Source organism: Caldococcus noboribetus (assembly GCF_055389385.1).
Genome location: NZ_AP042475.1, coordinates 387660 through 412072, shown reverse-complemented (window position 1 = coordinate 412072; position 24413 = coordinate 387660). Strand labels below are relative to the sequence as shown.

Below are 24413 nucleotides of genomic sequence, written 5' to 3'. Positions count from 1 at the left end.
CTCAAGTAAACCTAAAAATAATGCCATGACCGCTCTTAGGGTAGTTCCAAGTTATTGCATTCATGGGACAGATCACCCTGCAGGTGCCGCACTCCACGCAACCCTCGTAGCTGAAGACCACCCTGTCGCCGGCCAGCGTGTAGCAGCCTGCGGGGCAGAGGTAGATGCATGGCTTGGTGGGGCACTTCTCGCACTTAGTATAATCTACGACTATGTGAGGTTCCTCATCCACGTTCCAGACGTCGCTCTGAAGTATGTCTTCTAGCTTCAGGGGCTGAGGCTCCTGTTTGGCCTGTTGGACGCTCATAAGGACCTCACCACCGAGAGAGTTAATGGCAAGAGGTTAAATAGGCCGATCTTTTCGTTGCTAAGCACTGATATTAGAGCTTCGTAAGGTGTTGGAGTGGAGTAGTCCTGCTCGTAAAGTTCCCTAAAGAGGCCCAAGGCTATTCTAGGTAGCTTCGCAAAGAGCGTTGGGTCATTCATCAGCATCTCCGCCGCCAGGTGCTTCTTGAGGTCCTTGTACACGAAGCTATTCTTAAGATAGGTCTCGTAGACGCTTATGTTCTCATATGTAAAGCCTCCGTGGTCCCTGGCATACTTAACAGCCTCGGCGGCCAGCTTGCCGCTATAGACCGCAAAATCAACTCCACGGTAGTTTATGCCGGTACTTAAGAGCAGACCGGCCGCGTCGCCAACTACCAGAAGGCCCGGATAGGCAAACCGCTCAGGGGCGAACTTAAGCCCTCCCTCAATCGTCAGGTGGCCCCCGTACTCTGAAATTGTAGCGTCACGCCAGAGCCTCCTGAAGAACGGGTGAAGCCTAAAGCCTTCAACAAGCTCGTAAACGTGTTGGTTCAGGGCTCCGGCCTCTATGGCCTCTATGGCATGCTTTAGGTGAAGAACCACACCCATGCTAACCGTTTCCTTGTTAGTATAAATGAAGCCTCCCCCTGGGATGCCCTTAGTTATGTCACCTACCACAACCCAGGCGACGCCCTCGTTTGAGTCAATGCCAAACGAGGCCTCAAGCTGCGTGGCGCCAGTCCTTAGGACCTCCTTAACTCCAAGGGCCACATGATCAGGTTTGAGCTTCTCCACAAGGCCGGCCCTCTCAAGCAGGAGCCTGTTAACTCCCTCCGCGTCTATAATCACATCAGCCTCTACGGTGTCAGAGCCGCTCCTTACCCCTACTGCTTTGCCATCCTTGAATACTATTTCATCCACGGTGATCTCGTTAACGTAAAGGGCTCCTGCCTGCTCAGCCTTGCGCGCCATCCATGACGTCAGCTGCGGCAGGAAGGCGGTGAAGCTCTTGCCGGCGGGGCTCTTGTATTCGGCCGTGAAAACTTCCTCACCGTTGACCACGCTTATCCTCTCTCGTGTGACCCACCTCTGTATGGGGGCCTCCTTGTCAAGCTCTGGCCAGACCTCCCTAAGGGGCTGCGCGTAAACCCTTCCGCCAAAGAGCTCCTTCTCGCCCCCTCCCCTGCCTCGATCTATTAGAAGGGTCTTGAAGCCCTCCTTGGCTAAAGTGTAGGCTGCCGCAGAGCCCGCCGGCCCTGCGCCTATCACCACTACGTCGAACTTCGTAGGTACTGAGCTCAAAGCATAGGCACCATTACATTTGACTGTGGGCGTGCTTTAAAGTTTACTTCCAACCTGTGTATTAATTATCTATAACTTGAAAATCTAAGTTAACCTAAGTTAAGTTTGGCTAATATGTTCTTCCAAAGCATGGAGTAAAGGACCCTAAAGTCTTCACAAAGGGTTTAGAATGGCTTCAGCGTCTGTTCCGCGCCGCAGGCCTCACAGACTAGAACCCATACCTTGCCTCTCTTCTCTATGTGGGTATCTATGCTTCCGCAAGTAGGGCACCTGACGTAGCTTTTAACGAACATATCGAGAAGCTGCTTCAACACTTTACTGGAGACCTTAACGCTTAACACGAGCTGCCCAGAGCTCTCCTCATAGCTGCCCGCGGACGCCAGCTCCTTCATTAAGTAGCGTGAGACCATGTCAGGCTCTCTCTTTAACTTCTGAGAAATGTCCCTGAAGTTCTTTATAATGGTCTGTGTCCCGACCCTTATTACCTGAGGCTCTGGCAGTTCAAAGGTTCCTGAGCCGCTCTTTGGGGGTATCTTTTTGTACACCCTGTCAAGCAGCCATTCATAGTCCTTTAACTTCTCTAGGTCCCCGCTCAACGCTGCATCCCTAGCTACAGGCCTGCGAAAGGGATATAAGTTGATGGTCTACGCCTTCCGATAGGCCTTAAGCCTTAAAATTGCCAAAGGCAGTTCTGCCAGCGGGTGGGCCGGTAGCTCAGCTGGAAGAGCGCTCGGCTTGCACCCGAGAGGTCCCGGGTTCAAGTCCCGGCCGGTCCACCTATTTTTAGGGAAACAACGTGATCTGCCATGAAAGCTGACCTGGCAAGTACTGATTGTTTTATAGTAACCTTGTTATAATAACCTCCCGCGATTAATCATCATATACGGCTTTTAAGCCTTTAACTCACCATTAGGGCCAGAAGCCAGACACGAGGGTGAAGGTAAATGCCATGGAGCATACTGAATCTCCTTAGAACGAACCCAGAGGCTCTTAGGGAGGTTGCCAGAAAGAGGCAGATAGACGTCAAGATAATAGATGAGGCTGTTCAGCTTGACGAGCAGTGGAGGAAGGTGCAGGCAGAGATAAATGAGCTGAGGCATCAGCATAATGTCATCAGCGCCGCAATCCCTAAGGCGAAGGGGGAGGAAAAGGAGAAGCTCCTGGCTCAGGCCAAAGAGCTCAGCAGGGAGCTTGAAGACGCAGAGAGAAGGCTAAGCGAGCTTGAGGCAAAGAGGGAGGAGGCGCTGTGGAGACTGCCAAACATTGTTCTTGACGACGTTCCTGTAGGCGGGGAGGAGGCCACGAGGCCGGTAAGGTTCTGGGGAACCCCTAAGGTGTACCGCGAGTACCTTGACGCTTTCAAGGCCCAGACCGAGGCCTATGGCTTTAACGTGCCCTATGAGTTGATAGACTGGAAGCCTGTAGGTCATGCTGACATGCTCGAGAGCGTCCTAAAGCTTGGTGACACCGAGAAGGCCTCCGAGGTCGCTGGCTCCAGGTTTTACTACCTCTTTGATGACCTAGTTTGGCTGGACTTCGCCCTGCTGCTCTACGCTATTGACAAGCTTACCTCTAAGGGCTACACACTAGTGTTGCCGCCTTACATGCTGAGGTATAAGGTCATAAACAGCGTCATAGACCTAGCAACCTTCCAGGATGCCATCTATAAAATAGAGAATGACGACCTTTACCTGATAGCCACCGCGGAGCACTCACTGGCGGCAATGTATTATAATGAAGAGCTTTACGATGACGAGCTTCCAAAGAAGTTCGTTGGAATAAGCCCCGCCTTCAGGCGCGAGGCCGGAGCAGCCAACAAGGACCTTAAGGGAATATTTAGGGTTCACCAGTTCCATAAGGTTGAGCAGTTCATATTCTCAAAGCCCGAGGAGAGCCAGAAGATGCACGAGGAGCTTATATCAAACGCTGAGGAGCTGTTCCAGGGCCTGGGTATACCGTACAGGGTTGTGAACATAGCCTCCGGGGACCTAGGGGCCTGCGCTGTCAAGAAGTATGACTTGGAAGCCTGGATGCCTGCCCAGGGCAAGTACCGTGAGATGGTCAGCGCCAGCAACTGCACTGACTGGCAGGCCTACAGGCTTAACATAAGGTTAATCAGGAGGAAGGGCATGGAGAGGGGCGAGTACGTGCACACCCTGAACAGCACGGGAATAGCGTCAACGAGGACTATTACGGCCATACTAGAGAACTTCCAGGAACCCGATGGAACGGTTATAATACCTAAGGTGCTCAGGAAGTACCTCGAGCCCTTTGAGGCTGCCCCAAAGGACTTCATAAAGCCCAGGCCACGCAAAGCAATTTAACCCCTTTTTCAGCAGCTAGCTAAAACCTCTCCTTCTTTAGCTCAATCACCTTGACGTCACTAACCTCTCTGGGTTGAAAGCCTTAAGCGACAGGACAATGAACAGCGCTGTGAACGCCGCCATTATTAGTATGTCAAGGGCTGCCATCAAGTACTGTCCCACAACATAATTCGAGAGCGCGAGGGAGGCCTCAGTGAAGGGTATTGCCATGAGCACATACTTTATAGCTGCAGGCAGCGAGCTTACGTTAACAAAGAGCGCGCTGAAGTAAATGCCTAGCGCCACCATAAGTAGTGCGTAGGCGGAGGCCTGAGCTGCCCTGGCCGAGGGGCTCCTTAGAACTATGGGCATTATAAATGATGAAGTCATCAGCACTAAGACTGCTGAGTCGACCATGTTAAGTCCGAGAAGCGCTGGCGTTAGCTTAAGGCCCGCCGAGGCCGCCAACATGAGGAAGTAAATAATGAAGCCCGCGCTGTCAGCCACTGCAATTGCGAGGCCCATCACTGCGGAGGAGAGAAGCTTGCCCACAAGCAGTGATGCGTTTGAGAGCGGCGACGTTAAGAGCACCTCAAGGGTCTTGCGCTTCTTCTCCCCAAGGAAGGCGTCGCTCATCAGCACCACCGCCGGGTTGACAACGAAGAACAGAGAGAACTGAAGTAGCCTCACTGTGAGCGAGAGCTGAACCTGCTGGGCGCTCGCAGCCCTGCCAGAGGGCAATATATAGCCGGTAGTTATCACCACCGGATTAAGAAGCCTCTGCGCAGAGATGTTAACGCCCGCTATCCTCGCAAGGGTATCCACTCTGTGGTCAACTACCTCGGAGCTAAGCTGCGACACCACTGAGGAAATAACACCATCCACTTCCTGGGCAGCGTAGCTGCCCACCATGACCCTCACAATAAGTGTCGCTACGCCGTCCACGGACGTCAGGTTATCATAGAAACCCCTAGGTACTATAATCTCGATATCATAAACCTGAGGGGGAGGCTCGCTAGATATAGTTAAATTAACCTTTAGGCCCTGCTGCTCAGACTCCTTAACTATGCTCTCGCCAAGCCACTGAGCTATCCCAAGGGACTTCGTGTCGTTGACCTGTATGTAGACGGTAGTAAGCTGCGCAGAGCTGAGGCCCCCGGCAAGCAGCGCCATCAGCGGAAGCCCCACGAGGGGTACTATTATCATAAGTGCCAGGGCCCTGCGATCGCGAGCCATATCGAGGAGCTCTTTCCAGAGTACAGCCTTAACTTCCTCTACCCTCATAGGACTTCACCGCCTTAACGAACGCCTCCTCTAGGTTCTCAGCCTCGAAGGACTCCCTGGCCTCCTTTGGGCTGCCAGTGAACAGCGTCTTACCGTAGGCTATGAACGTTACCCTGTCTGCCAAGTACTCGGCCTCAGCCATGTTATGAGTAGCTATGACAAACGTAACGCCTGTGCGCGAGAGGGATTTTATCATGGTTCTAACTTCATGAGCTGAGAAGACGTCCAGGCCATTGGTCGGCTCATCAAGTAAAACTAACAAAGGCCTGTGCATGAGCGCCCTGGCTATCAGGAGCCTCCGCTTCATTCCATTGCTGTACTCGCCGGCCTTTCTTCTCAGGTCTCTATCGCTTAGGCCGGCTATGTTGCGCCTACCTTTACCATTTCCTCGACCTCGCTGGAGTCCCTAGCGTAAAGCCTAGCAAAGAACCTCAGGTACTCGTAGCCCGTGAGCCTTTCATACGGTGACGCGTCCTCAGGCACATAACCTATGTACCTGACGAGCCTACGCCACGAAGGTGTTGAGGGATCCGCCCCAAGGACGTTGAGGTAGCCCGAGTCCCTCCTCACGAGACCTATTATTATCTTAAATAGCGTGCTCTTGCCCGCGCCGTTATGGCCAGCTATTACGTGAACCTCCCCTCTCTTGACCTTTAAGTTAACCCCCCTTAGGGCAGGCGTCTTGCCGAACTTCTTAGTCACCTCTAGGGCCTCGATCACATTCTCACTATTGTCCAGAGGAAGCCCTGCGGGCTGGCCTAAGGCAGCTTTCACTGAAAACCACCGGCTCTTAGGTAGGACCTGTGGATGCAGTAGTTAAATTGCTTCAGCAGCAGTGGCGATTGACATGGAGGGCGACGCCTCTAGCGTGGAGGAGTTCCTGGCAAAGTATGGCGATAGGGGTTACTATGTCCTTAAGTCAATGCTAGAGGCGTCGCTAAGGGGTGGGGCTAAGCTTGGCGACTTCAGCCTAAGGGATCTTAAGGACAAACTAACAGCCTACGGCCTTGATTATAATCCCGTCCCGCTGCTTTACGCGCTGGAAAAGAACTACGGCATTATAAGGACCTCCTACAGGAGCAGCAACCAGCACTGGTGGGTTATATTAAAGAGGAGGGATGTTGAGGAGGCCATAGCTAAGTATGAGGGAAAGCCCACAGCCGAGGATGAGGACTACAGGCTAAAGCTCTTAAAGATACAGTTCTACAGCCTTAACCCGCAGAGGCTCCTCATGGAACTCAGGGCGGCCTCAAGGAGGGGGGATAAGGCCACAGTAGCCAAGGAGGCCTTTACTACGCTTCCCCTTCTGGTGGAGTTCCTGGAGAAGGCCAAGTCGCAGTACCCGGACGAGCTCTCCTCTGAGATAAGTCTCGCAGAAGAAATAATTAGACTAGCAGAGGAAATAGTTACTCCTAGGTACGCAGGCGCCCGCTCAAACGTTAACTTCGTCACGGAACCCCAGGTCGATTATGATTCCCCTTGAGGACGCGTACTCAAGCCTTTCAAGCATGGCCTTGAATGCCATGCTTAGAGTCCTTCTGTTGCTGTAGCTGCTGACTACCTCTCTTAGCTTATCTTTACTTAAGCCTTTAAGCTCTTCAGCCATGCCAATCATGTTCTTTGTGGCTCTTATAGCCTCGTCCACTATCGTTATTGAGGCTGCCTGAGCGGTTCTACTGAAGGGATTAAGGTCTATCGCTATAACTACCTTGCCCATCCTTCTGAGCGCCTCAGTTCTATCGCCGTCCTCTATCGCTACTAGGACAACGTCCGCCGAGTATATTCCGTCAACGCACACTATGCCCCTCGCGCTCTCAAGACCTGGTATGTGGGTCTTCTGGCACTCGACTCCATAAACTCTTGTGGCCCCATGCCTCTTCATGAAGTCCTCTATGGCCTTTACCCTCTCCTCAGTTCTATGGAAGACGTTCACCTCTATTGGGGCGTTTAGCTGCTCTGAGAGCTTCACTATCTCGTCGGCCGCTAGAGCAGCATAGTTTCCGTTCACAGAGATAATAGGCCTCTTAGCAAGGAGCATCGCAGCCACGGCTGCCCTCTCAGCTTCAAGGGCAAAGTCTAGGCTCTTCTCACCAAGTATATAGTCAAACGCCTCCCCTCTACCGTGGGATATCAACCCTTGGGGGACGACCACGCCCTCCTTCATGGCGTCCACTAGCTTCTGTCTTGTTAGCAGCGACCAGTACCTTGGATGGCTCCTTGGTATATCCTCCATGTGCTCATTCACCTCAAGTAAGGACCTGCCTCCGAAGGACTTAACTCCCTTATGCTATATGGAAGCCCCTTTCTAAGGTAGTCCACCGCGTCGCTTATGAAGTCATTCTCTAATATGAGAACTACTAGCCTCTTCTTAGCATAATAACCTAAGAGGCCAGGGGTTCTAGCCACGTACTCAAAGCCCTGCGCTCCCAGTATAGAGCTGGGGAGCCTTAGCTTGTCATTAAACGCCTTCACGCTCTCTATAAACGCCTCAAGGCTTAACTCCTCGTCAAGTTTCTTAAGTACAATGGACGACTCTGTGTAGAACTCCTCGCTCAGCGAGGAAAGCAGTGATTCCGTGCTCATCCCTCCGGCCTCTATTGAAAGCAACGAGACGCTCCTAGGCAAGTACATGCAGTCGACCTGGCCTATGCCAGGGGGTCCAGGTCTCCTCCTTAGCACCAGTCCTAGACCGCAGCTAATGGCTAACACATCCCCGAGGCCCGTCCTGTCCTGAACTTCTATCTCATGCGCCTGAAGCAGAAGGGAGCTCAGGTTCTTGCCCTTAAGGTAAGAGGCCAGGTGAGCTGCTGCCACCGCTGAAGCGCCGCTAGTAGCATAGCCGAAGCCCCACGGCAGTGGATTAGAGGACCTCACCCTTAGAGCATCGACACCGTTGTTTTCAAGGAGTTTTACCGCAGTTCTTGCAGGCTCCCCTGACAGCTTCAGGTCGTAACATAGCTCGAGGCGCGGCTCTACAGCTATACCTACGCCTATGGAGCCTGAGTCCCTAGGCGTGTTGCCCCACGCTGGAACAAAGGCGGCAGTTATGTGGTGTGGCACTGAGGCGCAGACGGGAGCCAACCCAAAACACCTTACTTAAAAGTAGAGCTTTTATCACTGCAAGTACTTAACCACGCTCTCCAATGGAGGTGACGGCGGCAGCGACCTCTTGTGCTGTGTGGCTCTGTTTAGCTGGAGGATCTTATTGATGATTTCCAAGCTAACGCCTGTCGCCTCAGCAGCCTCTGACGGCGATAGCTTAAGGTCATCAATAGCATGTATAACGACGTCTACCTGATCGTAGCTAACTCCCAGCTCGCCTTCAGCGGTCTGTCCCGGCCAGAGCCTTGGGCTACTCGGCTTGAACGCCACCTTCTCTGGCACCCCCAGCTTTAGTGCAAACCTCCTGACCTGGCTCTTCAGGAGAGGCGCTATGGGAAGTAGGTCGACGCCCCCGTCTCCATACTTGGTGAAGTAGCCTAGGAAGGCCTCGCTCCTGTCCCCGGTGCCCAGGACAGCGTAGTTAAACTTATTGGCATAGTAGTAAAGTAACGACATCCTGATCCTGGCCCTCAGGTTGCCCAGCGGAACAGTGTCCGAAGGATCGTAGACCGGTATGGTAGACCTGTAGGTGTCAACTATGGGAGCTATGTCTATTATATTATATGAGGTCTTGGCAATTTCTATCAGGTGCTTTGCGTCATCGACGTCCTCCTTTGGGGTTACAGTTGAGTCGTGCATAATTAAGGCCATGACCTTCTCCGGACCGACCGCCCTAACGGCGGCAAAGTAGGTGGCCGCTGAGTCAACGCCGCCGCTAAGACCTATCACGAAGCCTCTGACGGAGGAGTTCTCTAGGAAATCCTTTATAAAGGAGGTCACAGCGTCTATGGCTTTTTCATAGTCTATGTTAATCACGTCATCCAACAAAATTCTCCTGGGATTCAAGGTGGCCCTCTTTTACACCTAAGGTGCCACACTTATAAAGTTCTTTGAATATGGTGATCTTCAGCCTTTCAGCTAAACCCTGGGCGCTAGCAAGGCCTTTGATGCGCGACTAGCCATGAGTAGTCCTTACCTGCGAGAGCGCGATATCCATAATCTTCCTGGCCAGCACCTCCTTCCTGTCTAAGCCCAGGTCATAGATTTTACCGGAGCCCGTGTCAACTATAACTATTTTATCGTACTCGCTTGCAAAGCCATAGGTTCCTATATTAACTGGGTTTGCGGCCACTAGCGTGGCACCGTACTTGGAGGCCTTTTCCATGGCCGAGTTTATGAGGTCCTCCTCAGTAGTTGCTACGTCGGCAGCAAATGACACCAGGACTCTGGGCCTCAATACTATGGACTTTAAGGTCTTTGGCGCAGGCCTAAGGGTCACCGCATAACTTGAGTCGCTCTTAAGCTTGCCCTTATAAGGGGATTCTACCGTGAAGTCCAGAGGCGCCGCGGCACCAACTACTATGTCGTAAGTTTTCGAAGCTGTAAGCTCCCGCACCTTTTCTGCCATCTCCTCCGTAGTCTCGACATGGTAGGAATTTATGAAGTGCGGTATCTCGACGTCAACGTGACCATATATTAGGTCAACTTCCGCTCCCCTTGCAAAGGCATCTATGGCTATCTCAACCCCCATCCTCCCGGAGCTAGGGTTGGACACGAACCTCACCGAGTCTATCCAGCTCCTGGTGGCGCCGGCGATGACCAGCACCCTGAGACCCCTCATATCGAAGCCCCTCAGGGCAAACGAGGTAAACGCGCGGGCCACCAAATAGGGGTCCGGGTACTTAGCCACGGACTCGGCCTCAAGGGGCGGCACCACTAGCACTCCCATGTCCTTCAACCTGCGCAGGGCGTCCTGATATTGGGGGCTCCTTTCCATGCCCTCGTGCATTGCTGGAACCACGGCCACCGGCCTTCCATAACCCATCATTGTTATGGCTGTGAGCACCACTGGGTTGTCTGCTATGCCTAACGCGAGCTTAGCTATAGATGAATAAGTCGCGGGGGCGAGCAACATGGCAGAGCAGCTGTGAGCCATCTCCACATGCTCTATATTGCCTCCTATCGCAACTATGGGCTTGTTCCCCGTAGCCCAGTGAAATAGCTTCGGGTTGACCAATTCAGCTGCAGCCTTAGTCATTATAACGTGTACTTCAGCCCCCCTCCTCATGAGGGCCCTTGCCGTATCAAGCGACCTGTATATTGAGGCGCTGGCAGTCACGCCCAAGGCTATGCAGTGTCCTGCAAGCTCCTTTGACGTAGACCCTGTTATGTCAAGCGAGGGGTGCCTGAAGCTCAAAGGTCTAGCCCAACAGCTCTCTCTGCATGCCTGTAATTTAAAGTTAAGAGCCGTTTATTAACCTTGCAAAGTTACAGGCTCTCAGGCGCCCTGAAGTGAAAGCGGAGGAGCGGGAGGGTAGCGAAGGCTTTTCCTTCATAATAAGAAGGGCAAGGGAAGAGGACATAGATCAAGTGATGGAGGTAAACCTTGCGAGCCTTCCTGAGAACTACTGGTACAGCTTCTACGTTTATGTGCTTAACGAGTGGGGAGACGCCTTCCTAGTGGCCGAGCACCAGGGCAAAATAATAGGCTATATTATGAACAGGGTCGAGGAAACTCACGACAGGGTGCTCATGGGCCTCGAAAATGAGCTAGCGGAGAAACAGGAAAGAAACGAAGGCCTGCTGAGCGCCATCAAGAGGAGGTTTTCAGAGCCTGCTAAGGTGGGTCACGTAATTTCCATAGCCGTTTTAGCTGAGTATAGGCGTAAGGGTGTTGGATCAGCTCTCATGAACGAGGCTATAAATGTGCTTAAGTCCAAGTATGACGTAGACGCTATATACCTCGAGGTCAGGGTCTCCAACGCCCCCGCTATAAGCCTTTACGAGAAGTTTGGCTTTGAAAAGGTTAGGATCATTAAAGGTTACTACAGGGATGGCGAGGACGCTTACGTAATGGTGAAGAGGTTAAAGCCCGTGCGATAGGCATCTTAATAGGCGGGGCCGAGGCTCCTAGTCAAAGCATTACTGCTGTGATGCCAGAGTACTGGTGCTCCCCCTGCTCCTTGCGACGCTCTCCGCCTCTCTAATGACCTTTTTAGCTTCCTCATCTATTGACATCAGGTCCCTGTCGCTAAATCCCTCCGGCAACGATGGCTCTATGCTCATCCATGCCCTCGAGAGACTTTCCTCGGCACCCGAGATCTCCTCCTCAATTCTTGGATCCAGGTAGCTATAATCCTGCATAACCTTCTTTACTACATTCATAACCATGGCCACCTCCCTCCAGTTTACTAGACCTATGGTAATTAGCGTCTGCACCTTTAATAGGGCCCAATCAAGCAGCCAGTCAAGCGCGTTCAGGGCCTCCTCCATCTGCCTAACTTCGCTCCCCTGGGAGTAAGACCTCAGCCTCGCTATGCTGTATCGTACGCTTTTCTTTGCGTTAATTAGATATGCCTGGGCCTTTACCAAGTTATCCAGAGCCTGCCGCCTTAGGTCTGCGGGCTGCGACTTCTTTCCAAACAGCTTTGGCAATTAGCTGCACCTGAGAATGTGCTGTAATCAAAAGTTAAATTGGTTGAGGTCAAAAATGAAGGGCTGAGGCGATATTAAGCTTAAATGGCGCCTGTCCACCTATAAAGGAACACGACAACGCTATAGAAGTACGTCACGTTGGAGCCCGCTGGGCTCCACGCGTAGGGCACTGAAACGAACACCTTGACCGGCTGGTAGTAGGGCAGTGGACTGGGAGGAGTTATGGGCTCTGGCACTATAGAGCCCGTGAGCGGATCAACGTATTGCACCCCCGCGGGTACAAATGAGGTTATGTTGCTGAGGAACCTTGCACCTGCCCCAAAGTAGCCGTACTTGTTTAGCACGCTGATGCCATACATCATGAGGTCGTATATGGTAGTGTTAAGGGTTAAACTGACGTTGGACTCCGGGCCTCCAACAAACGCCGGGAACTGGTAAAACTCGTAGTTACCTTCCGTGGTTACCGAGGTATAGTTAGAGAAGAAGGGGCTGCCACTATATGGGTTAACTCTGAGGGCTATCCTTAACATCTGGTAAGACTTCGCGATATCGCCGAGCCCGTAGGTTATAGCGTAAACCCCAGCCTGAGGATTAACAGGATATACATTAGGATATGGGAACATTATCACGCTGTGGGTGCTGTTGTCATAAATGCCAATGAATATATCATAAGTTATTAGGTATGTATCGTTAGGCGGCAGCCTCATCATTTCAAGGTAAACTGGACTCTGATTTACAGGGGCCGTGAACGCGTTAGCTACCAGCCCTATCTGAGTCCCGTTGATTGTGGAGCCGTCAACCACCGTCGTCCTGTTGCCTAACGCTGCTATCCAGTAGCCATAGTCCCACCACGATACTATTATGGAGTTCTTTGAGGTGTTATACTTTATGTAATTGAGAGCTGCGAGCCACGCGTTGTTAATGGGTACTATGATTCTACTACTACCATTGGAGGTGGGCACCGAAAGCGCCGTTAGCCAACCAGTGGTCACCGCTGGCGCGTCCAGCTTCAGCGCAGTATAATCTTCAGGTATGTAATAAGCTGCGAACCCAAGGACAACTATGGCCAGTATTATTCCCACCGCAAGCGCAGCTGGCTCCCTCTTATAGTAGGTGCGCCTTAGCCTCTTGTCGAAGTAGCTGGTGTGCATGGACGTTAAAGCCCCTATGGAGGTTCCCGTGGAGAGGGCCAGGAAGAACGCGGCAGAGGGTATGAAGTAGGCCTCGTTGATGCTAGCTATTGTAAAGAGCACGCCAAGCGCCAAGAACGCTACCCTTAAAGTGTCGGTGCTGCTCAGCCTCTCACGCCTTAAAGTAATGTCGTAAATGAACACTATCAGCCCTATTAGCGTCACAAAGAAGACGGGCCCGTATTCCGCCATTGCCTCCGAGAACGGTATGGGCATGTACTCCTGCACTGTGAGCGGCACTATGCCCGTCAGAGGCCTTATACCGAGGGCCAGCAGCACTCTTGAGGGCAACGATATTATGCCCGACATGGCGGCTGCCGCAAGGAGTCCTACCCCTAGGACTATGACCCACAGGTGCATCTTCCTTGTAAACGTGCCCGTGAGGTGTATCTTTTCTAGGTGCAGCCTCTCAACGTTGGCCTCCAGCAGGTAAACAACAAGGACAGCCAAGAGAGCGAGGCCCAGGCTGTGATAGACATAGGCGGGCCCCACCGCGGGGGACGTTGAAAGTACCGCCAGGTAGCCTATTGATGCGGCCAGGTGCTTATAGAACCTGTCCATGGTGGGGCTTACAATGAAGGGATCCAGCAGCACTATAACAGCCAGTATTAATGCAACGTACTCATAGCCTCCCCATAGCCATGCAAGAGAGCCCCCTACTATGCCGCCCACCAGCGCGGCCGCTATGGACCTAACCCTTGAACTGGAGGTATAGGCCACCGCCAGGAAGTATAGCGAGAGCGCTATTATCCCAAGGCCAGAGACCTGCTTGCCGGGGTATGTGGCGAAGGACTTGTCAAGCACTATGGCCGGGTAGAAGGCGTAGACCGACGCGGCGGTGATTGCCCCCAGCTTTGACCTGGTGGCCCTGTAGACGGCCATGTAAGTGGCCGCTATTCCTATCACAGCAAATATGACTGGCTCAAGGCCCTCAGCTTCTATTATGAAGGCCTGACCCTTGCCCAGAAGCTTAGTTATGAAGGCCGCGAGCCACGGAATGCCAAGGTACTCAGTCTTCAGGAAGTTCCTTCCCCACGGGTACCAGAACGTGCCAACGTGGGACAGCTGGGAAAGCCCGCCTAGGTTGTGAGCATAGAAGTAATTGGCTAGCCAATAAAATATCCAAGGGTCATTGCCATTGACATACTTGAATCCATAAATTAGGCCTGGCAGGAGCCTTATGTAGGTGCTAACTATTATCATGACTAGTAAGACGGCCAACGATATAGGTAACGAAAACCTTTCTATGACATCTATAAAAGACCCTTCGCCCTGAGCCCTTGAGCCGCCACTTCTAGACATTAGAGTACCCAAAGCGTTTTGCGAGCGCAAGCACTATATACTTTACCCACTCATGTTTGAATAATATAAAAAGAAATTGAGTAAATAATAGGAAAGGCCTTATAGGCTCCGTCTTAACTCTAAACCGGAAGGAACCATGAGCGAGGACTTAGAGAAGAAGCTGCTGGTCGATAAGCGAACGCTCAAGGAGGTCATAAATGAGCTTAAGCAGTGGAGCGCCCCGGCCACTGTGCTGCTAAGCCTTTACGTCCCACCCGGGAGGCCCATAAGCGATGTAACTCAGATGCTTAGAGAGGAGCTCTCCCTGGCCGATAACATTAAGCTTAAGCGAACTCGAAACGCCGTGAAGAGAGCTATCGCGGCTGCCATAGACAGGCTCTCAATGATACCCAAGGTTCCTCCCAACGGCCTTGTCGCCTTCTGCGGCGAGAACCTTGACAACGGGGACTTCAAGTGCTATGTCTTCAGCCCACCTGAGAAGGTCCCAGTCTTTTACTATAGGACTGACAAAAGGTTCATAACGGAAATCTTAGAAGACATGATAGAGAGCGAGGACTCCGTAGGAGTCATAATAGTGGAGAGAGATCACGCCACTATAGGCCTAATCAAAGGGTCAAGGATACAGGTTCTGGAGGAGCTTGAGGATTTCATACCTGGAAAACATATGATGGGAGGGCAGAGCCAGAGGAGATATGACAGGATTATAGAACAGATGGTTGACGACTTCATGAAAAAGGTGGGCGAAAGAGCTAATGAGTACCTTCTGCCTATATACGAAACTGGCAAGCTTAAAGCCATCATAGTTGCAGGGCCTGGGTACGCTAAGTCCGACTTCGTCAAGTCCGGGTACCTTGACTACAGACTTCAGAAGATCGTAGACCCGCATCTAATTGACGTTTCATATCAGGGCGAAGAGGGCATAAGAGAGGCCCTGGAGAAGGCTGACGATGTAGTTCAGCTGTCTCTATACAGGGAGACTATAAATGCCTTCGAAAACTTTAAGCTTCACCTAGCTAAGGGGACGGGGCTAGCCATATATGGCCCCGATGACATAGAGAAGGCCCTTGATATGGGTGCTGTGGCCGTACTTCTAATACATGAGGATAGGCAGGACGTTGAAAAGTGGAAGGAGAAGGCAGAGTCCATGGGAGCTAAGGTCTATATAATACCCGAGTCCCTGCCGGAGTCCGAGTGGTTTCTTAAAACATTTGACGGCCTAGCTGGAATACTGAGGTACAAGGTCGACCTCTCTCTGCAGCAAAGCTAGGCTTTCAGACAGCGGCCGTTAATCCTCAGAGGATATCTTCCGTATTCTGTCAACGCCTCCTATCTCCTCTATGAACTTTGCTACGGAGGGCGTGACGTACTCCTTCCACTTGGGGTCGCCGCGGGCTATCATTGCACGTATTCTTTCGCCCCTCCACTCCTCGCGGTTGAAGGTAGGTGGGCTTATGACCTCTATGCCAGCATCTGAAAACGCCTTGCCTATGACTGGGTTTCTAGTCATTATTGCCTTAACCTTGGGCACGTAGGACAGCACGTAGTAAGCGCACCCGATGCTCACCTCCAGGGTCTCTATGGTGGCTGTGACTATCCTGTCGAGGCTTATGTTCTCGTCCTTGGCTGAGAGCCTTGCCATCTCGATCCTTTCACCAGCTGTAAATGGGTTCCTCACGGTGTAGTTCTCCGAGGCCATACCAACTAATATTACCACCTCATCGAAGCCCTGCGACAGAGCCCACTTAACGAGGCTCACGTGGCCCCTATGAAAAGGCTGGAACCTCCCGTAGAGCAACACTCGTTCCGTCAAAGTTAGCCCTCTGATGACTGGGCGAAAGAACTAAAATAAGCTCCGCTTCATGCTTAAGAGGGCGTTGAGTTGCGTCCATGGAGAAGGCCGTGGTACTACGCTGAGGTGGACGAACCCTACTCATGGATTATTGGGATCCTGGCAGTGCTTGTCGCCATGACGGGCGTTCAGGCCTTCAGGCTAGCCACGTACACCTCAGTTTATAGCTACATAGTTGGAGGGGTTGTTATTGGCATGGTTGTTCATGAGCTCATGCACAGAAACGTCGCACGCCGCTATGGCATGAGGTCAAGTTATGTCATTAATTGGCTGGGGGTAATTATTACTTTAGTCACCGCGATTCTCCCTATAAAGCTCATAGCCCCAGGCTATACTCGAGTCTACAGCCATGGTTTCGAAGAAGATAGGAAAGGCATCCTGCGCTCGGTGGCTGCAGGCCCCACGAGCAACATAGTAATGGCCATAGTAGCCCTCGTCGCTGGTGTGATAACAAGAGCTCTGGGATCCAGTACGTTTATCTCAGCATTTGCCTCCACATGGCTTATAGGGTTCTCAAACGTAAACTCCTATTTGGCATTCTTTAACCTGCTGCCCATACCGCCGTTAGATGGATACAAGATCTTCAGGCTAAGCCTGGAGCTGTGGATAGCTATGTTTGTAGTATCTATAGCTTTCTTCATAGCGACGTCAATAATTCTCTAAAAGGAAGAGACCCTTTTGCCTGAGGCGACTTTGTATGGGGGATCTTCCCGGTAAATATTTTCTGGACTGCATATGAAGGTTTTTACTTTTCTGTGCCTGTGAGTCTTACGGTGAGGCTTTGTGTCGCTTACACCTGATGAAAGGGAGCCCGACAAAGAGGATGGCAAGAGACGGTGGGTCATAAAGATCATCAAGAGCGCCAAGAGCCAGCACAAGCTTTGCCCATATTACGATAAAAAGACGCAGATATGCTTCCTCATGGTAACCATGAACAACCAGCAAGGCAAGTGTGATCGCGAAGGCAGGTTTGATGGATGCCCTACGTTTACCAACTTCTTGGAGAAAGTCTACGATGATTATGTTGCCAAGAAGAAGGTGCTGCCAAATAGCTTCCAAGATATAGTGTGGGGCATAACATCTATTTGACGCTTGACTTACCCACTGCAGATATTACACATAATTTGCCGTGCAGCCGTTCATCCACAACGTAAAAACGCGTTTTAGTGAAAGGCTGCCATCCCTAACCTACATTCACATAGAGTTGTCTAGGCTGTCAGACTCCTCACTGATTTCGGAGCCATCCCCGCCTTCGTCGCTCCAGTACTCGCCCTCAGTCTCTAGAAGCTCGGTGAGGTAGAAGTAGCCCTGCTTGTCCATAGTCACGACGTCGTTCCGTAGCAGCTCGCTCAGCGCGTATCTTATCTTATCCTCGCTGGCCAGGCCTGAGAGGTACTTATGGAAATCCTTCACGGACATCCTACCGTTACGACGAAGAAGGTTGATCAGGATCTCCTTAAGCTCCTCCTCATTAGGCGCCGTATAGACGATGACATCGCCGTCCTCATATATCCTAGAAAGGGCCTCGGTTATCGAAACATCATTAACCTGCGAGCCGTCTTTCCCACCACTCTTCCCATCATTCATATTAATTTTCACCTGCAGAGTGTAGGTAACTGAAACCTAAAAGTTAAAGCGCTTTCTGAAGTAGAGGGAAATTAGTTAAACTGCGATTAAGTAACATAAAAGATAAACTTAATGCGCCGACTTTGAAAGGTTCCAGTTCACATAACGAGGCCCTACCTTAGGAGCCCGTAGAGCAGCAGCGAGGCCTCCGCGGTGCTCCCAGCCCTATAGGATAGACCCTTTATGTAGACTGGCTTACCAAGGGAGAGCTCCTGTGGGCCAAAAGGAGCGTCGGAGCCATTAAACACTAGCATTATTGGACCGCCTGAGCCAGAGGCGAAGTCCCCCGAGAGAGGGTCTATGAGCTCTGTGGCGTGCTCCTTATCTACTAAGAACACCTGCGTGCTACCATAGGTCTCCACAGCGTCCTTGAGCTCGGGCAGCACGACCAGGCCCTTGCCGGCCTTGAGCAGAAGCCTGAAGGCCTCAGCAATGCCTGACTGAGCCGCAGCGCCGTAAACTTTGGTAGCCACCAGGAGGTCTATGTTCATGCTTAGCACTATCCTGGCCATATCAACTAGCCTCTGGACGCTTGAGGTGTTGTGAATAACCGGTATGACCTTCCTCAAGCCTCGCACCTCACAGCTGGTAACTCAGGTCGCCGGGGATCCTTGGAACCATTCCGGCTATCTCTTTTACGGGCTCCTCCAAGCGGGAGACCAGGGACTCTATGGCGTCCGCGGCCCCCAGGGGTTCATTGGCATTAACAGCTGTCTGCCTTCTGGAGCCGCCCTCGTAAATTGACACGGTCACAGAGCCTTTCTCTATCTCTCTTCTTCCCACGTAAATTATGGCCGCAGGCTTAGGGCCTGACTCCAGGAGCCTCACGTCGCCTGAGAGCGAGGTCCTGGTGGTCTCCATATAGCCTGACCTGAAGCCCTTAGCTATTAAGGCGCGGTGAAGCGATAGGGCGAAGTCCTCAACTCTCTTGTCGTACTCGTCACCAGCCTTTATCGCTAGTACCGCGAACTGCAGCGGCGCTAGGACGAAGGGCAGCCTGCCCTTGTAGTTGTCAAGGTACGCGCCGAGGAACCTCTCTATGGAGCCTATTAGGGCGCGGTGTATTATATAAACATCCTCGCTCCCATAGAGCTCCCTCACGACCTCAAATATCTTAAACCTCCTGGGCAAGTTAAAGTCGAACTGTATAGTGCCAAGCTGCCACTCCTTGCTCTCCTGGCCGCTCCCTAGCTTAACCAGCACGTCTATCTTTGGGCCATAGAATGCTGCCTCGCCCTCGGCCGCAGTGTACTTCAGCCCATACTTGTCCGCTATGGTTTCCAGCGCGCCCCTCAGGAAGTCCTCGGCCTTCTCCCACTCCTCCCTGGTGCCCATGAAGTCTGTCCCTATCTTGCTCTTGTCAGAGAGGCTTAGCCTGAGCGTTACCGTGGACGGGCTCATCTCCACGTTGAACAGCTTTGAGTAGATGGTTACCATCTCGTCAAACACTGAGGTTACGACGTTCACCGCGTCCTTGCCAAGGGTTATTATGTGCGCGTCGTCCTGCGTGAAGCTCCTCGGCCTAAGGAGTCCATAGACGCTTCCGCTCGGCTCAAGCCTGTGAACCCTGCCGACCTCGAACACCTTAAACGGCAGGCTCACCTTGCTGCGGTGCCTTGTAATTTCGCTGAGGAATATAAGTATGTGGAAAGGACAGTTCATAGGCTTTACGGCGTACTCCTTGCCCTCCACCTGGAAGACAAACATGTTCTGCTTGTAGTAGCCCATGTGGCCTGAGAGCTCAAAGAGGGCGCCGCTGCTCACTATAGGCGTCTCCGCTATGTAATAGCCTCTCCTCGCGTGGAAGTTGACCAGTATCTGCGAGAGCGCGGACCTAAAGTATCCGCCGCCTATAGTGAAGAGAGGTATCCCGTGGCCCAGCAGCGACCCTACGTCGGTTCCCAGCACGGATATCGTTAAGTCCGGCCTGGCAGCTATGTCAAGGTCCTGGGCATAGTCCATGTGATCCTTCTCTTGGCTCAACTTTTATCATCGCTTTCACTGTGAGATGAAGTGCTTTTTTAAGGTTTCTTAGGTGCCTGAACTTCTTGACTAGCCTCATCAGGGCCCCTCCCTTGAACTATAACGGTTGAGAGCACCGCAGCTAAGCCGAGCGGGCCGAGCGATGACAGGAAGCCATATATGAGTTCCTTGGGCCTCCCCCTTAGAGCTAGGGACGATACTATTGCACCCGCAACCGACGCCGCCAAATAGATGGCCTCGCTGTAAAATAGGGAGCCTATGAGGAACCCAAAAAATAGCTGAAGGGCTAGCCCAAGAGATGCTGAAGCCAGGGGGACTGCCGAGGGAGGTCCCACCCTCACTTTTAACCCAGAGCCTGGCTGATGCCACCTCAGCCCTATCAAGAAGTAAGTGGCCAGTGCGGCGATCAGGCCCACTGTCAGAGACGCGAGGCCTACCAGAAAGGCCTGAAACGACGACGAGGAGCCAAGAGGTATGAAGGAAATCGCCACAGCGGGATAAGGACTTCCCGTGAGGATCACTGACAAGGCTGCTCCCACAGCGGTCGCTAGAGGCAGCGCCGAAAGTAGCAGGATATAGCTAATAAAGCCCCCAAGGCTTGTTGCAGCGGTAGGCCGCTGCCTTGCCACAACGGATATTGCCTCTATGATGGTCGCCACAATTAAAACGGCCGCTACCCTAGCCCAGCCCATGCCCTCTCGGACAGGCTGTGGTCGCGGTGAGATAATAAGGAAAATAAAACCTGTGAGCCTTGAGTGTCTGAAAGGTGTGACCTGATTTGAAGCTAGAGCCGAAGATCAGCGAGACCAGATGGGACGTCAACAAGGAGCTAGAGCTACTCGACATATGGCGCAAGGAGGCCGCCTCCTCAGCTGGTGCCGCCGAGTGGCGCGAGAAGGAGGTGATAGTAATAGATACGCCGCCGCCCTACGCCAGCGGCAAGTGGCACGTGGGGGGCGCAGCCCACTACGCCCAGATAGACATGATTGCAAGGTACTTCAGGCTGAAGGGATACTACGTGCTGGCGCCCTTCTACGCTGACAGAAATGGGCTGCCAGTTGAAGTCCAGGTGGAGAGAACTTACGGCATCAATGCCAAGGAAATGGCCGCGACGCCTGAAGGAAGGAGGAAGTTCCTTGGACTGTGCAAGGAGTTCTTAGACAAGGCTGAGAGCGACCTTGTTAACGTGTGGACGAGGCTCGGCTGCTCCTTCGACTACTGGCGCGACGGCACTGACAGCCCTAAGTACAGAACCATGACCCAGAAGACGTTCATAGACCTGTTCAGGAGGGGCCTGATATATGAGGCCGAGAGGCCTGTGAGGTGGTGCCCCCGCTGCGGCACTACGCTGGCTGAGGCTGAGATAGAGTATGAGGAGAAGGAAGACTTCCTCTACTTCATTAAATACCGCCTCGCCGACTCAGGCCAGGACCTTGTGGTCGCCACCACCAGGCCTGAGCTGCTACCCGCTTGTGCAGCCCTGGCCTACAACCCCCAGGACGGCAGATACAAGGGCCTCGCTGGCAAGAAGGCCATAGCGCCAATATTTGGACATGAGGTCACGATCGTGGAGCACCCAAGCGTTGATATGAACTTTGGCACAGGGCTCGAGATGGTCTGCAGCTACGGCGATGAGGACGACGTAAGGCTCTTCAGGGAGCTGAACCTCAAGCCCAAGGTTATTATAGACCAGGATGGCCGCATGACGGAGGAGGCAGGGTTCCTGGCCGGCCTGAAGGTTGAGGAGGCCCGCAAAAGGGTCGCTGAGGAGCTTGAAAAGAGGGGGCTGCTAGTTAAGAAGGTCAGGATTAAGCACACCGTGCCTGTCTGCTGGAGGTGTAAAACCCCCCTGCAGATAATAAACAGGACTGAGCTCTTCCTGAGGCAGCTTGACCTGAGGGAAGAGATGAAGGAGCTCGTGAACAGGCTCGACATAAGGCCAGAGTTTCACAGGAAGAAGCTGCTTGAGTGGCTTGACTCCATAGCCATGGACTGGCCCATATCAAGGGACAGGTACTACGGCACCGAAATCCCTCTCTGGAGGTGCACCAAGTGCGGGTCCCTACTGGTCCCGGAGCCAGGCAAGTACTACAGGCCCTGGGAGGAGGAGCCGCCGTGGGACAAGTGCCCAGTGTGCGGGTGCCCAAGGAGTACCTCAAGGGGGAGACCCGCGTCTTCGATACCTGGTTTGACTCAAGCATTTCAATGCTTTACGTAACCAAGTGGCTCGAGGACCCAGAGTTCTTTAAGAGGGCCTCCCCGAACGTGCTGAGGCCCCAGGGCGAGGACATCATAAGGACGTGGCTCTACTACTCGCTGCTGCGTGTCTACCAGCTAACTGGGAAGCCAGCGTTTAGGTGGATTAGAATAACCGGCATGGGCCTTGACCCCAAGGGAAGGCCCATGCACAAGAGCTTAGGCAACGTAATAGACCCTGACCCCATCATAAACAAGTATGGTGCTGACGCCTTCCGCTTCTGGGCTGCCTCATCGGCCAAGCTAGGATATGACTATAGGTATGACGAAAAGAAGGTCATAACAGGCAGGAACTTTGCCACGAAGCTCTGGAACCTGGCAAGGTTCATATCTGCGTTCCCGGAGCCTAGTGAGGTTAGCAGGCTCAGGCCCGTGGACAAGGCATTCCTGGCCCTGGCCCAGCAGTATTTGGATGCCGCAGTCAAAGGCTATGAGGACCTTGATGTCTATGAGCCCGCGGTGCAGCTTTATGAGCTTACGTGGAACGTCTTTGCAGCTCATTACGTTGAGCTAGTTAAGGACAGGGCGTATTCAGAGAGCTACCCCTACGAGGACAGGGCCTCGGCCTGGTACACTCTGCACAGGATCTTTAGGGCAGCCATAGTGTTGCTGTCGCCCATAATGCCGTTCGTGACCGACTACATCTATAGGCAGCTCTATGGAAGGAGCGTGCACAGGGAGCGTTTGCCTGAGAGGCTCTTAGAGGAGCCTAAAATTAATGAACTGGCCGAGGACGCCAGGCAGATCATGAATGTCAACAGCTCAATATGGGCCTATAAGAAGGCAAACGGGCTTAGGCTGTCGGACCCCATAAAGGGCTACGCCGTGGCGGTGCCGGCCAGACTGTCGCCTTACTTAGACGACCTAAAGCCCTTCCATAAGGCCGAGTTCATGACATATGAGAGGTCCATGCCTGAGTGGGCCAATATAGGTCCTGGAGTCTACCTAGCTCCGCTGCCTCCTTCCTGAGGGCGCTGACTTTTCAATATAATAGCAAATTATGAACGCTTCTGCTGTTAGAGTTTTAGACTGAGCCCCCAGCTTACAAAGTGAGTGACCAGGTATGATAACTATTGTGGGTGGCGCTGGAAGGGTAGGAGTCACCACAGGCGCTATGATACTCCTCAGAGACCTTGACGATGTTATGCTGATAGATATAAAGCCCAACGCGCCACAGGGAGAGGCCCTAGACCTAAATCATATGGCCGCTGTCTTAGGCATCTCGAGGAGGGCCTATGGATCTAACGACTACAAAGACATGAGCGGCTCTGACATAGTGATAGTCACTGCGGGCTTCCCAAGGAAGGCAGGCCAGACCAGGGAGGATCTACTGAAGGTCAACGCTGACGTAATGAAGCAGATAGCCGACCAGATAAAGGAGTATGCGCCTAACTCTAAGGTCCTTGTCCTAACTAACCCGTCCGACGCTATGACTTATGTTATGTACAAGAGGCTTGGGTTCCCAAGGGAAAGAGTAATAGGCTTTAGCGGCCTGCTGGACTCTCCGAGGCTTGCCTACTACGCCTCCATCAAGCTAAACATATCACCAGCCTCCATACAGCCCGTGGTTCTCGGCATGCATGGGGAGCACATGTTCCCAGCCCCAAGGCTTTCAACCGTAGGGGTGCGTGCCGCTCAGCTCGCTCCTAGGTCAGAAGGACATCGATGAGATAGTGAAGCAGACTATAGACGCAGGAGCTGAGATAATAAAGCTAAGGGGCTACAGCAGCAACTGGGCCCCCGCGGCAGGCCTGGCCCTCATGGCTGAGGCCATAAAGAAGGACCAAAGGAAGGTGTACATCGTCAGCGCTTACCTGAACGGTGAGTACGGCTACAAGGACGTAATAGCCGAGGTCCCGGCAGTCCTAGGGCGCAACGGCATTGAGAAGATAATAGAGCTGCCGCTGACCGACGAAGAGAAGAAAGGCCTCGACACCAGCGTGAACGCCGTAAGAGATCTACTTAATGCTTTACCGCCTGAATATAAGTAAAGGCCCTAAGAGAAGCCGTCAGGGTTTGAAACCTCTCCTTCTTTTTAATGCTGTCTTAAGCTTCAGCAGCATTGATAATGTCCTCTGAAGGCCCAAGGTAGCTTGAGCCCTTTTAAGGTTCGAAGGCCCAGGGTACCCTGCGGGAAATAATGGCCTCAGGAGAGCAGCTGCCTAAGAAGGTGTTCTACATTAACATCTATCAGCTTAACTATAAGCCCTCCTCTGGCTGTGAGTTCTTCGAGTCCTACGAGGTCGGAGGCTCTTACATAGCTTACTGTAAGGTGTTGGAGAGCTATATTACGAGGTCTAAAGTACACAAATGCGAGACGCTCTTCAAGGACTGCCCCTTCAGAAGGGTTGGAATAAAGGCCTCGCTCTCCCAGGACAGCGAAGCAGGCGCAGCAACGTCACAGGGCTAATTAAGCGGGTCTCGATTACATTAAGTGCTGCCTCTAGTTATATCATAGCCGAAATTCGATATTTA

At 52.5% G+C, this 24413-nt stretch carries 24 protein-coding genes, 1 tRNA gene and 2 pseudogenes; 10 read left to right on the top strand and 17 right to left on the bottom strand.

Annotated elements, in window-relative coordinates; genetic code table 11:
- Nucleotide 1: 1 nt before the first annotated feature.
- From ACZ5GQ_RS02160 to ACZ5GQ_RS02150, 3 genes are all read right to left on the bottom strand, one after another.
- A complete protein-coding gene (locus ACZ5GQ_RS02160) occupies nt 2-307 on the bottom strand; it encodes a ferredoxin family protein (protein ID WP_498857012.1) in 306 nt (101 codons plus the stop codon).
- Nucleotides 304-1608, bottom strand: coding sequence for an FAD-dependent oxidoreductase (locus ACZ5GQ_RS02155; protein WP_498857011.1), 1305 nt, complete (start codon nt 1606-1608; stop codon nt 304-306). The genes ACZ5GQ_RS02160 and ACZ5GQ_RS02155 overlap by 4 nt, the downstream gene beginning before the upstream one ends.
- Before the next feature lie 164 nt (nt 1609-1772).
- Complete coding sequence (locus ACZ5GQ_RS02150) at nt 1773-2204, bottom strand: translation initiation factor aIF-2 subunit beta (RefSeq protein ID WP_498857010.1); 432 nt, start codon at nt 2202-2204, stop codon at nt 1773-1775.
- A gap of 107 nt (nt 2205-2311) precedes the next feature.
- Between ACZ5GQ_RS02150 and ACZ5GQ_RS02145 the strand changes: the two genes are divergently transcribed.
- Together ACZ5GQ_RS02145 and serS are read left to right on the top strand one after the other, a co-directional pair.
- Nucleotides 2312-2384, top strand: a tRNA-Ala gene (locus tag ACZ5GQ_RS02145).
- A 168-nt stretch (nt 2385-2552) separates the two neighbouring features.
- A complete protein-coding gene (gene serS / locus ACZ5GQ_RS02140; RefSeq protein ID WP_498857009.1) occupies nt 2553-3932 on the top strand; it encodes a serine--tRNA ligase in 1380 nt (459 codons plus the stop codon).
- Between the two features lie 45 nt (nt 3933-3977).
- Here serS and ACZ5GQ_RS02135 read toward each other — a convergent pair whose 3' ends face one another.
- The 3 genes from ACZ5GQ_RS02135 to ACZ5GQ_RS02125 are packed head-to-tail and all read right to left on the bottom strand — an operon-like array spanning nt 3978 to nt 5969.
- Nucleotides 3978-5195, bottom strand: a complete 1218-nt coding sequence (locus ACZ5GQ_RS02135; protein ID WP_498857008.1) for an ABC transporter permease — start codon at nt 5193-5195, stop codon at nt 3978-3980.
- Nucleotides 5176-5502, bottom strand: a complete 327-nt coding sequence (locus ACZ5GQ_RS02130; RefSeq protein ID WP_498857007.1) for an ATP-binding cassette domain-containing protein — start codon at nt 5500-5502, stop codon at nt 5176-5178. Before ACZ5GQ_RS02130 ends, ACZ5GQ_RS02135 begins: the two co-directional genes overlap by 20 nt.
- 53 nt (nt 5503-5555) lie before the next feature.
- Nucleotides 5556-5969 (bottom strand): ATP-binding cassette domain-containing protein, encoded by a 414-nt coding sequence (locus tag ACZ5GQ_RS02125; protein WP_498857006.1) that lies wholly within the window; start codon nt 5967-5969, stop codon nt 5556-5558.
- 73 nt (nt 5970-6042) lie between these two features.
- Here ACZ5GQ_RS02125 and ACZ5GQ_RS02120 point away from each other — a divergent pair, with 73 nt between their 5' ends.
- Nucleotides 6043-6678 carry a hypothetical protein gene (locus ACZ5GQ_RS02120; RefSeq protein ID WP_498857005.1) on the top strand — a complete coding sequence of 212 codons (636 nt, stop codon included), beginning with the start codon at nt 6043-6045 and terminating at the stop codon, nt 6676-6678.
- On the opposite strand, the gene ACZ5GQ_RS02115 is transcribed toward ACZ5GQ_RS02120, so the two are convergent.
- From ACZ5GQ_RS02115 to coaBC, 4 genes are all read right to left on the bottom strand, one after another.
- The gene (locus tag ACZ5GQ_RS02115) at nt 6628-7428 is read right to left on the bottom strand and encodes a 4-phosphopantoate--beta-alanine ligase (protein ID WP_498857004.1); all 801 of its coding nucleotides are present in this window, start codon (nt 7426-7428) and stop codon (nt 6628-6630) included. The two genes, ACZ5GQ_RS02120 and ACZ5GQ_RS02115, sit on opposite strands and share 51 nt — an antisense overlap.
- An 8-nt stretch (nt 7429-7436) precedes the next feature.
- Nucleotides 7437-8276 (bottom strand): pantoate kinase, encoded by an 840-nt coding sequence (locus tag ACZ5GQ_RS02110; protein ID WP_498857003.1) that lies wholly within the window; start codon nt 8274-8276, stop codon nt 7437-7439.
- 33 nt (nt 8277-8309) lie between these two features.
- Nucleotides 8310-9113 (bottom strand): NAD+ synthase, encoded by an 804-nt coding sequence (locus ACZ5GQ_RS02105; protein ID WP_498857341.1) that lies wholly within the window; start codon nt 9111-9113, stop codon nt 8310-8312.
- Nucleotides 9114-9252: 139 nt separating this feature from the next.
- Nucleotides 9253-10494 carry a CoaC/EpiD family decarboxylase gene (gene coaBC / locus ACZ5GQ_RS02100; RefSeq protein WP_498857002.1) on the bottom strand — a complete coding sequence of 414 codons (1242 nt, stop codon included), beginning with the start codon at nt 10492-10494 and terminating at the stop codon, nt 9253-9255.
- 95 nt (nt 10495-10589) lie between these two features.
- On the opposite strand from coaBC, the gene rimI reads away from it, so the two are divergent.
- On the top strand, nt 10590-11180 hold the full coding sequence (gene rimI, locus ACZ5GQ_RS02095) for a GNAT family protein (RefSeq protein ID WP_498857001.1): 591 nt from the start codon (nt 10590-10592) through the stop codon (nt 11178-11180).
- Nucleotides 11181-11219: 39 nt separating this feature from the next.
- On the opposite strand, the gene ACZ5GQ_RS02090 is transcribed toward rimI, so the two are convergent.
- Both ACZ5GQ_RS02090 and ACZ5GQ_RS02085 read right to left on the bottom strand, forming a co-directional pair.
- Nucleotides 11220-11732: a hypothetical protein gene (locus ACZ5GQ_RS02090; RefSeq protein WP_498857000.1), complete on the bottom strand. Its 513-nt coding sequence runs from the start codon at nt 11730-11732 to the stop codon at nt 11220-11222.
- 80 nt (nt 11733-11812) lie between these two features.
- On the bottom strand, nt 11813-14224 hold the full coding sequence (locus tag ACZ5GQ_RS02085; RefSeq protein WP_498856999.1) for a hypothetical protein: 2412 nt from the start codon (nt 14222-14224) through the stop codon (nt 11813-11815).
- 136 nt (nt 14225-14360) lie between these two features.
- Here ACZ5GQ_RS02085 and prf1 point away from each other — a divergent pair, with 136 nt between their 5' ends.
- Entirely contained in the window at nt 14361-15491 is a 1131-nt protein-coding gene (gene prf1, locus ACZ5GQ_RS02080) for a eukaryotic release factor 1 family protein (RefSeq protein WP_498856998.1), read from the top strand.
- An 18-nt stretch (nt 15492-15509) separates the two neighbouring features.
- Here the strand turns inward: prf1 and ACZ5GQ_RS02075 are convergent, their stop codons facing one another.
- The gene (locus ACZ5GQ_RS02075; RefSeq protein WP_013266199.1) at nt 15510-16022 is read right to left on the bottom strand and encodes a nicotinamide-nucleotide adenylyltransferase; all 513 of its coding nucleotides are present in this window, start codon (nt 16020-16022) and stop codon (nt 15510-15512) included.
- An 81-nt stretch (nt 16023-16103) separates the two neighbouring features.
- Here ACZ5GQ_RS02075 and ACZ5GQ_RS02070 point away from each other — a divergent pair, with 81 nt between their 5' ends.
- Nucleotides 16104-16736 carry a zinc metalloprotease gene (locus tag ACZ5GQ_RS02070; RefSeq protein WP_498856997.1) on the top strand — a complete coding sequence of 211 codons (633 nt, stop codon included), beginning with the start codon at nt 16104-16106 and terminating at the stop codon, nt 16734-16736.
- A gap of 120 nt (nt 16737-16856) precedes the next feature.
- The gene (locus ACZ5GQ_RS02065) at nt 16857-17162 is read left to right on the top strand and encodes a hypothetical protein (protein WP_498856996.1); all 306 of its coding nucleotides are present in this window, start codon (nt 16857-16859) and stop codon (nt 17160-17162) included.
- Nucleotides 17163-17267: 105 nt separating this feature from the next.
- Here ACZ5GQ_RS02065 and ACZ5GQ_RS02060 read toward each other — a convergent pair whose 3' ends face one another.
- The 4 genes from ACZ5GQ_RS02060 to ACZ5GQ_RS02045 form a co-directional block, all read right to left on the bottom strand.
- Entirely contained in the window at nt 17268-17660 is a 393-nt protein-coding gene (locus ACZ5GQ_RS02060; protein ID WP_498856995.1) for a hypothetical protein, read from the bottom strand.
- A 152-nt stretch (nt 17661-17812) separates the two neighbouring features.
- Nucleotides 17813-18277: a RecB-family nuclease gene (locus ACZ5GQ_RS02055; protein ID WP_498856994.1), complete on the bottom strand. Its 465-nt coding sequence runs from the start codon at nt 18275-18277 to the stop codon at nt 17813-17815.
- Nucleotide 18278: 1 nt separating this feature from the next.
- On the bottom strand, nt 18279-19682 hold the full coding sequence (locus tag ACZ5GQ_RS02050; RefSeq protein WP_498856993.1) for a class-II aminoacyl-tRNA synthetase family protein: 1404 nt from the start codon (nt 19680-19682) through the stop codon (nt 18279-18281).
- Nucleotides 19683-19720: 38 nt separating this feature from the next.
- Nucleotides 19721-20374, bottom strand: coding sequence for a hypothetical protein (locus ACZ5GQ_RS02045; RefSeq protein WP_498856992.1), 654 nt, complete (start codon nt 20372-20374; stop codon nt 19721-19723).
- Nucleotides 20375-20460: 86 nt separating this feature from the next.
- On the opposite strand from ACZ5GQ_RS02045, the pseudogene ACZ5GQ_RS02040 reads away from it, so the two are divergent.
- The 3 genes and pseudogenes from ACZ5GQ_RS02040 (at nt 20461) to ACZ5GQ_RS02030 (ending at nt 24348) form a co-directional block, all read left to right on the top strand.
- Nucleotides 20461-22907 (top strand): annotated as a pseudogene (locus ACZ5GQ_RS02040) (valine--tRNA ligase).
- 94 nt (nt 22908-23001) lie between these two features.
- Nucleotides 23002-23929, top strand: a pseudogene (locus tag ACZ5GQ_RS02035) (malate dehydrogenase).
- A gap of 149 nt (nt 23930-24078) precedes the next feature.
- Nucleotides 24079-24348 (top strand): hypothetical protein, encoded by a 270-nt coding sequence (locus tag ACZ5GQ_RS02030; RefSeq protein WP_498856991.1) that lies wholly within the window; start codon nt 24079-24081, stop codon nt 24346-24348.
- Nucleotides 24349-24413 lie beyond the last annotated feature (65 nt).